The 12,671-nt window shown below is 66.6% G+C and carries 12 protein-coding genes; 6 read left to right on the forward strand and 6 right to left on the reverse strand.

What is annotated here, in order from left to right:
• The 3 genes from J2X34_RS25000 to J2X34_RS25010 form a co-directional block, all read right to left on the reverse strand.
• The coding region (locus J2X34_RS25000; protein ID WP_114720499.1) for an SDR family NAD(P)-dependent oxidoreductase at positions 1-106 on the reverse strand (106 nt) is incomplete at its 3' end.
• Positions 107-314: 208 nt separating this feature from the next.
• Positions 315-938, reverse strand: a complete 624-nt coding sequence (locus J2X34_RS25005) for a TetR/AcrR family transcriptional regulator (protein ID WP_429520027.1) — start codon at positions 936-938, stop codon at positions 315-317.
• Between the two features lie 156 nt (positions 939-1,094).
• Entirely contained in the window at positions 1,095-1,916 is an 822-nt protein-coding gene (locus J2X34_RS25010) for a crotonase/enoyl-CoA hydratase family protein (protein WP_174908200.1), read from the reverse strand.
• A 79-nt stretch (positions 1,917-1,995) separates the two neighbouring features.
• Here J2X34_RS25010 and J2X34_RS25015 point away from each other — a divergent pair, with 79 nt between their 5' ends.
• A complete protein-coding gene (locus J2X34_RS25015; protein ID WP_174908202.1) occupies positions 1,996-3,645 on the forward strand; it encodes an acyl-CoA synthetase in 1,650 nt (549 codons plus the stop codon).
• Positions 3,645-4,757, forward strand: coding sequence for an NAD(P)H-dependent flavin oxidoreductase (locus tag J2X34_RS25020; RefSeq protein WP_114720507.1), 1,113 nt, complete (start codon positions 3,645-3,647; stop codon positions 4,755-4,757). Before J2X34_RS25015 ends, J2X34_RS25020 begins: the two co-directional genes overlap by 1 nt.
• 71 nt (positions 4,758-4,828) lie before the next feature.
• Here J2X34_RS25020 and J2X34_RS25025 read toward each other — a convergent pair whose 3' ends face one another.
• From J2X34_RS25025 to J2X34_RS25035, 3 genes are all read right to left on the reverse strand, one after another.
• Entirely contained in the window at positions 4,829-6,460 is a 1,632-nt protein-coding gene (locus J2X34_RS25025; RefSeq protein ID WP_429520028.1) for a long-chain-fatty-acid--CoA ligase, read from the reverse strand.
• Positions 6,461-6,559: 99 nt separating this feature from the next.
• Positions 6,560-7,681, reverse strand: coding sequence for an acyl-CoA dehydrogenase family protein (locus J2X34_RS25030; RefSeq protein WP_114720511.1), 1,122 nt, complete (start codon positions 7,679-7,681; stop codon positions 6,560-6,562).
• 14 nt (positions 7,682-7,695) lie between these two features.
• On the reverse strand, positions 7,696-8,877 hold the full coding sequence (locus J2X34_RS25035) for an acyl-CoA dehydrogenase family protein (protein ID WP_429520029.1): 1,182 nt from the start codon (positions 8,875-8,877) through the stop codon (positions 7,696-7,698).
• 276 nt (positions 8,878-9,153) lie between these two features.
• On the opposite strand from J2X34_RS25035, the gene J2X34_RS25040 reads away from it, so the two are divergent.
• From J2X34_RS25040 to J2X34_RS25055, 4 genes are all read left to right on the forward strand, one after another.
• A complete protein-coding gene (locus J2X34_RS25040) occupies positions 9,154-9,342 on the forward strand; it encodes a ferredoxin (protein ID WP_114720967.1) in 189 nt (62 codons plus the stop codon).
• A gap of 118 nt (positions 9,343-9,460) precedes the next feature.
• The gene (locus J2X34_RS25045) at positions 9,461-10,372 is read left to right on the forward strand and encodes a 3-oxoacyl-ACP reductase (protein ID WP_429520030.1); all 912 of its coding nucleotides are present in this window, start codon (positions 9,461-9,463) and stop codon (positions 10,370-10,372) included.
• A gap of 659 nt (positions 10,373-11,031) precedes the next feature.
• Positions 11,032-11,796 carry an MlaE family ABC transporter permease gene (locus tag J2X34_RS25050; protein WP_114720517.1) on the forward strand — a complete coding sequence of 255 codons (765 nt, stop codon included), beginning with the start codon at positions 11,032-11,034 and terminating at the stop codon, positions 11,794-11,796.
• Positions 11,797-11,816: 20 nt separating this feature from the next.
• Positions 11,817-12,668 carry an MlaE family ABC transporter permease gene (locus J2X34_RS25055; RefSeq protein WP_429520031.1) on the forward strand — a complete coding sequence of 284 codons (852 nt, stop codon included), beginning with the start codon at positions 11,817-11,819 and terminating at the stop codon, positions 12,666-12,668.
• Positions 12,669-12,671: the final 3 nt, after the last annotated feature.

A 12,671-nucleotide genomic window follows, 5' to 3' on the forward strand; every position in this document is an offset into this window, starting at 1 on the left:
CGAGGATGACGACGCTGGCGCCGTCGGCGAGCAGGGCCTTGGCGGTGGCGAGGCCGAGGCCCGAGGCGCCGCCGGTGACGAGGGCGACGCTGTCGTTGACGATCATGTGGGTTCCTTCCGGATGTTCTTGTGCTTCAGGGTCGTTCGATGATGGCGCGTTGGCCGTTCCCGCGCCTTCGCGGATGGTCTGCAGACCGTACCGCTCGCCTGCCGCTTCGAGGTGAATGACGAGTGGCGGGTCCCTTTCCCAACAATCTTACTTATCGATCGCTAAGTGTTATTACCACGGGGGCCGAGGGAGGTCAACGTGTGGGTCAGTGCTGTTCGACCCCGACCATCTTCGACGCGATCGCCGCGTACTTGGCGGCCACGGCCTGGGGTCCCAGTTTGCCCTCGGTGTGGTACCAGCGGGGAATCGCCTGGCACATGCCCAGGATGGCCCGGGTCGTCTCGGCCGGGTCCTCGACGTCGAAAGCGTCCGCGCGGTTTCCGTCCCGGACGATTCCCAGTACAAGGTTCTCGATGCCCTTGCGGACGGTCCGGTAGCGCTCGTAGGCCTCGGGGCTCAGGTAGCGCGCCTCGCCCTCGACGGCCGCCAGTCGCGCCCGATCGGTCATCCGCAGCACGATCGCGGACACCACGTTCTCGAGCCGACGGGCGGGGTCGTCCTCGCCGGCGTCGTCCGCGGCGTGTGCGCGCGTCAGCACGTCCCTGGTGGACAGCTCGGTCAGGGCGACGAGCAGGCCTTCCTTGCTCTCGTAGTGGTAGTACAGCGCCGGCACCGTGACCCCGACCCGGCGGGCGATCTCGCGCACGGATGCGCCGTGGAAGCCCTTCTCGTAGAAGGCATCGAGCGCCGCTGACAGGATCGGCGTGAGCTCCAGCGGCTCGAGGCGCTGCCACTGAGGCTGAGGTGCGTCACCAGCTGTTGTGCCCATCTACGGTCTCACCTGTCGATCGTCGGTCAATGCTCGTCGAGAATACGCACGGTGCGGGTGTCCCGGGGCGCCCCGCCCTGAGTGCCCCGCGGAAGCGGAAGGTCCCTTCACACGCTGACAGCGTGTGAAGGGACCCTCCGCTCGAGCGGTGACCGCTTACTTGCCGGTGAAGTTGGGGGAGCGCTTCTCTGCGAAGGAGCGCGGGCCCTCCTTGGCATCGTCGCTCTTGAAGACCGCCATGCCGATCTGGGCCTCGAGCGCGAACGCCTCCTCCTCGTGCATGCCCTCGGTGACCCGGATGGTCTTCAGGATCGCCTGCACCGCGATGGGGCCGTTGGCGGCGATCTGCTCGGCGATCTCGAGTGCCTTGTCGAGGGCCGTGCCGTCGGGGACGACATGGCCGATGAGGCCGAGTTCCTTGGCCTCGGGGGCGGGAACCGTCCGGCCGGTCAGCAGGATCTCCGCGGCGACGGTGTACGGGATCTGGCGCACCAGTCGGACCGCGGATCCGCCGAGCGGGAACAGTCCGAGTCGCGCCTCGGAGACGCCGAACCGCGCGCTCTCGCCGGCGACGCGGATGTCGGTGCCCTGCAGGATCTCGGTGCCGCCGGCGATGGCCGGGCCCTCGACCGCGGCGATGAGCGGCTTGGTGAGGCGGCGGCCCTTCAGCAGTGCCGGCAACCGCGTCACGTCCATCCCGGCGCCGAACTTGTCGCCCGGGGCGTTGCGGTTCATCTCCTTGAGGTCCATTCCGGCGCAGAACGTGCCACCGGCGCCGGTGAGGATCGCGACGCGAATGTCGGGATCGGAGTCGATCCGGTCCCAGGCGTCGGTCATGATCGCCATCATCTCGCCCGAGAGCGCGTTCCGGGCCTCGGGGCGGTTCATCGTCACGATCATGACGTGGCCACGCTTCTCGATGAGGCAGTGGGGCGATTTCGCCGAAACGTCTGTGTTTTCCGTAGTTTCGGTGGACACTGAGGGCTCCCGCTATGTGTGTGAGTTGAGTCTCAAATTGGGTCTTGTCACCGACAGTAACACGTTCTACTTTGTTGACGTGGCCATTAATATCGCAGATCTCGTAGAACACTCGATCGACCTCAACCCGGACCGCCTCGCCCTCGTGGACGCCGACCGTGAGCTGACGTTCGCGCAACTGGAGGAGAAGGCCAACCGTCTGGCCAACTACCTGCGGGATCAGGGCGTCGAGCCGGGTGACAAGGTGGGCATCTACAGCCGGAACACCATCGAGGCCATCGTGTCGATGGTTGCCATCTTCAAGGCCCGCGCGATCATGGTCAACGTCAACTACCGGTACGTCGAGAACGAGTTACAGTACATCTTCGAGAACTCGGACATGGTCGCGCTCATCCACGAGCGCCGCTACAGCGACAAGGTCGCGGGCGTCCTGCCCGAGACCCCTCTCGTCAAGACGGCAATCGTCGTCGAGGACGGCACGGATCTCGACTACTCGTCGTACGGCGGCGTCGAATTCGAGAAGGCGCTGTCCCAGGGTTCGCCCGAGCGCAACTTCGGTGAGCGCAGCCCCGACGACATCTTCATCCTCTACACCGGCGGCACCACCGGCATGCCCAAGGGCGTCATGTGGCGGCACGAGGACTGGTGGCGGGTGCTCGGCGGCGGTGTCAACTTCGTCACCGGTGAGTACCTGCAGGACGAGTGGGAGCTGGCGAAGCTCGGTGCCGCGCACCCCGCGATGGTCCGCTTCCCGATTCCCCCGATGATCCACGGCGGTTCGCAGTCGGCGGTGTTCCACAGCCTGTTCGGTGGCGGCACGCTCGTCATGCACCCGGAGTTCGACGGCCACGAGGTGTGGCAGGTCATCGACCGTCACAAGATCAACCTCATCTTCATCACGGGCGACGCGATGGCGCGTCCCATGATCGACGCGCTCATTGCCGGCAACCCGGAGACCGGTGAGCCGTACGACCTTTCGTCGCTGTACGTGATCGCCAGCAGCGCGGCCCTGTTCTCGCCCGCGCTCAAGGAGCAGTTCCTCGACCTGCTCCCGAACCGTCTGCTCACCGACTCGATCGGCTCCTCGGAGACCGGATTCGGCGGCCTTGCGACCATCACCAAGGGCTTCGAGCACACCGGTGGCCCGCGCGTGAAGATCGACGCGGCCACCGTCGTCATCGACGACGACGGCATCCCGGTCGTGCCCGGTTCCGGCCAGGTCGGCATGCTCGCCCGCAGCGGCCACATTCCCCTCGGCTACTACAAGGACGAGGAGAAGACCAAGGCGACGTTCAAGGTCCTCAACGGAACTCGCTACTCGATTCCGGGCGACTACGCCACGGTCGAGGAGGACGGCACCGTCACGATGCTCGGCCGCGGATCGGTCTCGATCAACAGTGGCGGCGAGAAGATCTACCCTGAGGAGGTCGAGGGCGCCGTCAAGACGCACCCCGACGTCTTCGACGTCCTGGTCGTCGGTGTGCCCGACGAGCGCTGGGGCAACCGTGTCGCGGCCGTCGTCGCACCGCGCCCCGGAACCAACCCGAGCCTGAACGATATCGTCGAGGCGGCCCGCAAGGAGATCGCCGGCTACAAGGTGCCGCGCAGCCTGTGGCTCGTCGACGAGATCAAGCGCTCGCCGGCCGGCAAGCCGGACTACAAGTGGGCCACCGCGGAGACCCAGTCGCGCGACGCCGACGATCACTACACCAACGGCAAGGACGCTTGATGCACACCGATCTCGCCGAGAAGTTCGGCATCCAGTACCCGATCTTCGGTTTCACGCCGTCCGAGCATGTGGCAGCAGCAATCTCGCGGGCCGGTGGACTCGGTGTCCTCGGTTGCGTCCGGTTCAACGATCCGGAAGAGCTCGAGGCCACCCTCACCTGGATGGACGAGAACACCGACGGAAAGCCGTACGGCGTCGACATCGTAATGCCGGCCAAGGTCCCCACCGAGGGCGCGGCGGTCGACCTGGACAAGCTGATCCCGGCCGAGCACCGCGCATTCGTCAACCGGACTCTCGAGGAGCTCGGGGTCCCGCCGCTGTCGGACGATGTCGAGCGCGCGACGGGAACGCTCGGCTGGCTGCACTCGGTGGCACGCTCGCATGTCGATGTGGCACTCAATCACCGGATCGCGTTGATCGCCAACGCTCTCGGCTCGCCGCCGAAGGACGTCATCGACCTCGCTCACGAGAAGGGCGTGCCGGTCGCGGCCCTCGCCGGGGCCGTCGGGCACGCGCGCAGCCACGTCGAGAACGGTGTCGACATCGTCATCGCGCAGGGCTACGAGGCCGGCGGCCACACCGGTGAGATCGCCTCGATGGTGCTCGTCCCCGAGATCGTCGACGCCGTCGGCGACTCCGCCGCCGTCCTGGCGGCGGGCGGCATCGGCAGCGGCCGTCAGATCGCCGCCGCGCTCGCGCTCGGTGCGTCTGGTGTGTGGATGGGGTCGTACTGGCTCACCACGTCGGAGTACAAGCTCGGCAGTGCCGCCGACGGGCCGTCGTCGATCCAGCGTGCCCTGCTCGGTGCCACGTCGGCCGACACGGTCCGCTCGCGGATCTACTCCGGCAAGCCGGCCCGGCTGCTCAAGACCAAGTGGACCGAGGCGTGGGCCAAGCCCGACGCCCCCGATCCGCTGCCGATGCCGCTGCAGAACATCCTCGTCAGCGAGGCACACCAGCGCATCTCGGCGGGTGACGACCCCGAGGTCGTGGCCATGCCGGTCGGACAGATCGTGGGCCGGATGAACGAGATCCGCCCCGTCGCCGAGATCATGGCCGAACTCGTCGAGGGCTTCGAGTCGACGGTGGCCAGGCTCGACAGTCTGAAGTAGCCTTCGCGGTCACAGAAGAACTGGAGCCCGGAACGACGAAAGTCGTTCCGGGCTCCAGTTCTTCGTCGGAGCTAGGCGTCTGCGGTCTGACGCTCCAACGTGAGCGCGAGCTCCGGTGTGAGGAGTGCGAATTCGTCCTGGCCGCGCTCACGGATCCACACGGGCTCGGGGCAGTGCCAGCGCTCCGCACTGAGCGTGCGGGTGACGACCTTGAACGTTGCGGTGCGCGGGAACTCGCTGCACACCCGCAGCAGGGTCGGGCGCTGCTTGGGCCCCAGATCGGGCTGCCCGTCCAGGAACTCGGCGAAGGCGACCGGATCGAAGTCCGCCGCATCCGCGGTGGGGATGACGGCGGCCATCACGCGGTCGCCGACCTCCCGATCCGGTACCGCGTACACCGACACCTGCGCGAAGCCGGGATAGCGCACCAGGATCCGTTCGATCGGTGCGGCGCCCAGGTTCTCGCCGTCCACCCGGAGCCAACCGGAGCTGCGTCCGGCGAAGTAGACGAAGCCGTCGGCGTCGCGGTAGGCGAGGTCGCCGCTCCAATACATGCCGTCGCGCAGGCGCTCGGCGTCCGCCTCGGGATTCTTGTAGTAGCCGGCGAACGCGCCCGCGCCGGAAACGTTGACCATCTCGCCCGTCGACTCCTCGGCGTTCACGAGGCGGCCGGAGGCGTCGAATTCTGCAGGCGGGCAGACGGCGCCGGTGTCCGGGTGGCGGATCTCCACGTTGTCCGGAAGGAGCCCGAGGGCGCCCGCCGGGGAGTCGGGGTGCGCCGAGATGGACACGCCGCCCTCGGTGGAGCCGAAGCCGTCGATCACGCGCGCCCCGAAGCGACGCGAGAACTCCCTGACCACCGGCGCGGAACCCTCGTTGCCGTACATGATCTTCAGCGTGTTGTCGGCGTCGTCGGAGTGCTCCGGGGTCGCCACAATGAACGACAGCGGCTTGCCGACATAGTTGGCGTACGTGACGCCGTAGCGGCGCACATCCGGCAGGAAGCCGGACGCGGAGAACTTGCGTCGCATCGCGATACCCGACCGTCCCCGCAGGGCGACGGCCCACGCGGCCATCATCGCGTTGGAGTGGAACATCGGCATCGACATGTAGACGACGTCGTCGCTGGACAGGCCGAACCGGTCCGCGAGCATCACTCCGGGATCGGCGATCTTGGTGTGCGTGCACCGCACGGCTTTCGGATCGCCACTCGTACCCGACGTGAAGATGAGCATCAACAGGTCGTCGGGCGCGGCCGTGGGCGGGATTGCGGGGCTGCCCGCGAAGGGGGACAGGATCTCCGCCCAGTCCGGGGAGTCCACGTTGATCACCCGGACATCGCCGAGGTCGATGTCGTCGAGAAGGTGGGCCTGGGTGTTCTCGGTGAACACGATCTGGCAGTCCGACAGTGCGATGTCGCGGGCCAGGGCCTCACCGCGCCGGGTGGTGTTGAGGCCGGCGAGAACGGCACCGGAGAACGCGGCGGCACCGAGCAGGGAGGAGAACTCGGGGACGTTGTCCATGAGGACACCGAAATGCCGCGGTCGCGCCGGATCGAGGAGGCGGTTCAAAGCGGATGCGCGGTCGTACATTCCGTGGACGTGATCCGTCCACGGAATGTACGCATCTTCGAATCGGATTCCGTGCGTATCGATGTGGCGGACCTGCGCGAGCAGGTCCGCCACCGTGGGAGTCGCTGTCATTCCCACATCATGACGATTGTGACGCCCGTCATGTTTCCCGATTTCACTGTGTGGGACCGATCCGAGTCGTTCGTTTCGGACCGCTTGTGTCCGTGGTGCTTACGCCGGAGTCGTGGCCAGGACGGCGCCGAGGCGGCGGAGTTGATCGGTCGCGGAGCCGAGCAGGAACTCCTGGCGCTTCGCGGCCAGGAAGTATCGGTGCGCCGGATGGTCCTCGTCGAGACCGACACCGCCGTGGATGTGCACGACGGAGTGGGCGACGCGATGGCCCGCATCCGCGGCCCAGAACTTCGCGATCTCGATCTCGCCCTCCGTCGGCAGTCCCTCCGCGAGACGGAAAGCGGCCTGCCACAGGGTCAACCGCACACCCTTGACATCGATGTACCCGTCGGCGAGTCGCTGCGCGACGGCCTGGAAGCTGCCGATGGGCCGATCGAACTGGACGCGTTCGCGCGCGTAGTCGGCAGTGATCTTGAGCCCCTGGTCAAGGACGCCGAACTGGAAGGCACTCGAGCCCACTGCGCCGCGGTCGAGGATCCACTCGACGATCTCGCCGCCCTGCTCGACGGTGCCGAGCACCCGGTCGGCGTCCAGCTGGACGTCGGACAGCTCGACGATGCCGGTGCAGCCGAAGTCCGTCGTCTGCTGGCGCGTGATCGTGACACCCGCGTCGCCCGGCTGGACCAGCAGCAGCACGGTGCCGCTCTCGGTGGCGGCCGGCACGAGGATCAGGTCCGCGATCGGTGCCGCGTCGACGACGATCTTGGTGCCGCTCAGCGTCCACCCGTTCGCCGTCTGCTTCGCCCGGGTGACCGGCGCCGCGGGGTTGTCGTTGAGCTCCTCGGCGAGCCCGACGGCGATGATCTTCGATCCTGCGGCCGCGGGTGCACCCCATTCGGCACGCTGGGCATCAGAACCGAATTCGGCGATCGCGCCGGCGCCCATCACGATCGACGACAGGTACGGCACCGGCGCGACGCCGCGACCGAGTTCGATGAGGATGCTGCACTGCTCGAGAATGCCGAAGTCGTCGCCGCCGACCGACTCGGGCAGTGCTGCGCCGAGCACGCCGGACGACGCGAGCGCGTCCCACAGCTTGCGGTCGAACCGGTCCTCCGCGGAGTCGAGTTCGCGCAGGTGCTCGTTGGTGACGATGTCGGAGACGATGCCCTTGGTGAGACCTGCCAGGTCCTGCTGGGCCTCGGTGAGAGAGAAGTCCATGGTGTGGTCCTTGCTTATCGCTTGGCGTGGGGCTGGCCGAGGGCGGTCATGGCGATGATGTCGCGCTGGACCTCGTTGGTGCCGCCGCCGAAGGTGAGGATCAGTGCCGAGCGGTGCCACCGCTCGAGCCGGCCGCGCAGGACGGCGCCGGGCGAGTTCTGCCGGATGGTGGCGGACGGGCCCATGATCTCCATCAGCAGTCGGTACGCCTCGGTGGCGAACTCGGTGCCGTACACCTTGTTGGCGGACGCGGCCTCGGGGCCGGGAGCGTGGTCGGTGGCCGACGCGATCTCCCAGTTCATGAGCTTGAGGTACTCGGTCTTGGCGTGCACCCGAGCCAGATTGATCTGGACCCATTCCTGGTCGATCACCCGGCGGCCGTCGGCCAGCTTGGTGTTCTGTGCCCACTCGCGCACTTCCTGCAGCGCGGTCATGATCACGCCGGCCGACGTGAGCGCGACGCGCTCGTGGTTGAGCTGGTTGGTGACGAGCTTCCAGCCGCCGTGCTCCTCGCCGACCAGCGAGCTCTGCGGCACGCGGACGTCCTGGTAGTAGGTTGCGCTGGTGTCGGGCCCGGCCATCGTGTGGACCGGCGTGTACGAGAATCCCTCTGCGGTGGTCGGCACGATCAGCATGCTGATGCCGCGGTGCTTCTTCGCGGCCGGATCCGTGCGGCAGGCGAGCCAGACGTAGTCGGCGTACTGGATGAGGCTCGTCCACATCTTCTGGCCGTTGATGATGTAGTCGTCGCCGTCCTTGACCGCGGACGTGCGCAGCGACGCGAGGTCGGTGCCGGCGCCCGGCTCGGAGTAGCCGATCGCGAAGTGCAGTTCACCCGCGGAGATCTTGGGCAGGAAGAACGCCTTCTGTTCGGGTGTACCGAAATGCATGATCGTCGGTGCGACCGAATTGATCGTCAGGAACGGCACCGGCGCACCTGCAATCGCGGCCTCGTCGACGAAGATGAGCTGATCCATCGCGGACCGCTCCTGGCCGCCGTACTCCTTGGGCCAGCCGAGGGTGAGCCACCCGTCCTGGCCCATCTGCTGGACGACCTCGCGGTAGACGTTTCCCGCGCCGTACTCGCCGGTGGTCGCCATCAGTGCTTCTCGACGTTCCGGAGTCATCAATTTCGCGAAGTAGCTTCGCAATTCCTCGCGCAGCTTCTGCTGCTCCGCGGTGTAGGTGATATCCACTTGGTTTCTCCAATCCAGGCTATCGTCGGCGCGGAATCGCGGGATTCGGCACGGTTTCTGGAAAGATCGCGGGCCACGGCCGTGGTGTTCGAGGCCGTGCGGCGGGCTGTCCGTCACCGAGGCGGAGCCGTGCAGCAGCCGCGTCGAGGATGGTTGTCCGAATCATTGCACAGCAGTGAAACGGGTTCTAGTCTTATGACCGAAGTCGTTGGACCGCAGCCCGGTGCAACGCGCTTTCCGCGAGTCTTTCGAACGAATGTGAAAAGAGGAATGGTCATGGAGGTCAGGGTCGACAGGGATCGCTGCGAGGCGAACGGCGTGTGCGTCGGAATCGCTCCCGACATCTTCGATCTGGATGACGACGAGGAGTTGATCATCTCGGCACCCGTGCCCCCGGCCGACAGGGAAGCCGACGTTCGTTCCGCGATCGCGCAGTGCCCGCGCGCTGCACTGACCGAACACTAGACCGAGCCTTGCGGCCAATGTAGAACACGTTCTACATTGGCCGCGTCGCCGGCAGCCGCAGCGACGAGGCACCGATCGGCACGAGGCCGGTCGACGTCACGGGTACGGGAGTGCGTTCATGAGTGCAGTCAACAGTCGCGAGGTCAGCCTGGAGGGCAAGGTCGCAATCGTGACCGGCTCGGGTTCCGGCCTCGGCCGGGCCGAGGCGATCGGCCTGGCGCAGTCCGGGGCGGCGGTCGTCGTCAACGATCTCGGTATCAACGACGCGGTCGAGTCCACGCTGGACGAAATCCGCACTCTCGGTGGAAAAGTCGAGTTCGTCGCCGGTGACGTCGGCGAGCGGTCCACTGCGGACGCGCTCATGGCCGCGGCGCAGGGCCTCGGCGGCGTCGACATCGTCGTCAACAACGCGGGCATCGTCCGCGACCGCATGCTGTTCGGTATGTCCGACGAGGAATGGGACCTCGTCCTCAAGGTCCACCTGCGTGGACACTTCCTTCTTTCCCGCAACGCCGCCACGTTCTGGCGGGACCAGTCGAAGGCGGCCGGTGCGCCCGTCTACGGCCGACTGATCAACACGTCATCCGAGGCCGGACTGCTCGGCCCGGCCGGGCAGCCGAACTACGGCGCCGCGAAGGCCGGAATCACGGCGCTGACGCTGTCGGCAGCGCGCGGCCTGTCCCGGTACGGTGTGCGCGCCAATGCCATCTGCCCCCGCGCCCGGACGTCGATGACGGAGTCCGTCTTCGGTGACGCTCCCAAGGGCGAGATCGATCCGCTGTCGCCCGAGCATGTTGCCGCGCTCGTGTCGTACCTGGCGTCGCCGGCGGCGGACAAGGTCAACGGTCAGGTATTCGTCGTCTACGGCCCCATGGTCGCGCTGATGGCGGCCCCCGTCGTGGAACAGCGGTTCGACGCGGCGGCGCAGTGGACGCCTGCCGATCTCGCGAACGAGATGGGCGCGTACTTCGACGACCGCGATCCCGAACGCATGTTCTCCGCATCCGAGGCGCTGAAGGGTCTCGGCTGATCGAGGCCGCTCCTCGCGACCGTGTCCCGCAATCTCCCCTGTAACGGGAGATTGCGGGATTTTCGATACATGCAGGACGAATGCGGACGAAGATGGGGCGGACGCGCGCGACGTGAGTCGGTGCGTCGGGGGAGTGGTACTTCGGGGGCAGAACGCTGTACTGGTGTCTAGAACGCGTTCCAGTTTTTCTGTCGGCTCCTGCCGGTCCGGGGCGCTCGGGGATGGGGTCGATTGCGGTTCTGGACGAGCGCGGCGATCGGAGTGGGTTGTCGATCCGGGCTATTTCGGGACGTCGGATCGCGGCGCCGGACGGCTATGGCGTCTCCTTCACGGCCGCGGCGAAGGCGCTGTTCAGGCTCGTTTATGGGATGGATCGACGTTCCGGGCGTTCGGCCGCTCGGCGTCCCGGCCGGCCGTGTGCAACGTCCGGTGTCGCCGCTTCGGGGCGTGGCGCGCGTCGGGGTTTCGGGTCCCGCGAGCGGAATTCCGAAAGTCGGACACCGTGGACCTTTGACAGGTGAACACGTTCTAGTTAATATGACCTGGATCACAGGGCGTTTGTGCTGTTCGGGCGCTCTGGGGGATGTGTTGCGTCGCGGAAGCGATCGGCGCACACACGATCGACAACGACGAGTTTCGAGTACTGGTGAGGAGGAAGAGTGGTCGACCTCCTCGAAGTACCCCTGAGAGCGGCCGGCGGATTCTTCGCGATGTCGGCGGACACGCTCAAGGCCGTCTTTTCGCGTCCGTTTCAACGGCGGGAGTTCATCGATCAGGCATGGTTCGTCGCCCGTGTGTCGATGATTCCGACCGTGCTTGTCGCGATCCCGTTCACGGTGCTGGTGAGCTTCACGATCAACATCCTGCTGAGGGAGATCGGTGCGGCCGACCTCAGCGGCGCGGGTGCGGCCCTCGGCGCGGTCACGCAGGTCGGTCCGATCGTCACGGTGCTCATCGTTGCCGGTGCCGGCGCGACCGCGATCTGCGCGGACCTCGCGGCGAGAACCATCCGCGAGGAGATCGACGCGATGCGCGTGCTCGGCATCAATCCGATCCACCGGCTGGTGGTGCCGCGAGTGCTGGCCTCCACCGCGGTTGCGCTCCTACTCAACGGCCTGGTCTGCACCATCGGCATCCTCGGCGGTTTCCTCTTCTCCGTGTACGTGCAGGACGTCAATCCGGGTGCCTTCGTCAACGGCATCACCCTCCTCACCGGCTTCGGCGAGTTGATGATCTCGATGCTCAAGGCCGGTCTGTTCGGAATGATCGCCGGTCTCATGGCCGCGTATCTCGGGATGAATGTCCGGGGCGGCGCCAAGAGCGTCGGCGACGCCGTCAACCAGACCGTCGTGTTCTCGTTCATGGCGCTGTTCGTGGTCAACGTGCTCATCACCGCCATCGGTATCAAGCTGACGTCCGGATGAGTGACAGGGGGGTGAAGTAGATGGCTCTGGTGGCATCGGGGCGTTTCGTCCGCACTCGGCGGCGGATCGCAAGAACGTCGCGGTCGGTGGACAAGGTTGGCGAGCAGGCGCTGTTCTTCTGGCGCGCGCTCGTGGGGGCGCCGCGCGCGCTGGTGCACTATCGGAGGGAAGTAATCCGCCTGATCGCCGAGATCGGCATGGGCACAGGCGCGCTCGCCGTCATTGGCGGCACCGTCGTCATCGTCGGCTTCCTGACGCTGTTCACAGGCGGTGTGATTGCCGTCCAGGGCTTCAGTTCGCTCGGGAACATCGGCGTCGAGGCCCTCACCGGCTTCTTCTCCGCTTTCATCAACGTGCGCATCGCCGCCCCGGTCATCGCGGGCATCGGCCTGGCCGCCACCATCGGCGCCGGCTCCACCGCGCAGCTCGGTGCCATGCGCGTCTCGGAGGAGATCGACGCGCTCGAATCGATGGCCATTCCGTCGGTTCCGTACCTGGTGTCGACACGTGTGATGGCCGGCATCATCGCGATCGTCCCGCTGTATTCGCTCGCGGTGATCGCGTCATTCGTGGCGAGCCGGTTCGCGACCGTTGTGCTCAACGGGCAGTCGGGCGGCGTCTACGACCACTACTTCTCGACGTTCCTCATACCGACAGACATCCTGTGGTCGTTCGTGCAGGCGATCGTGATGGGCGTGGCCGTGATGCTCATCCACACCTACTACGGTTTCAACGCGAGCGGTGGACCGGTGGGTGTCGGTGTCGCGGTCGGTAACGCGGTCCGCGCCTCGCTCATCGCCGTCGTGACCGTGACCCTGCTGATCTCACTGGCCATCTATGGCCAGTCCGGCAACTTCAACCTCTCGGGATAGGGG

Source organism: Rhodococcus sp. BE178, from assembly GCF_050433545.1.
Taxonomy (GTDB): Bacteria; Actinomycetota; Actinomycetes; order Mycobacteriales; family Mycobacteriaceae; genus Prescottella.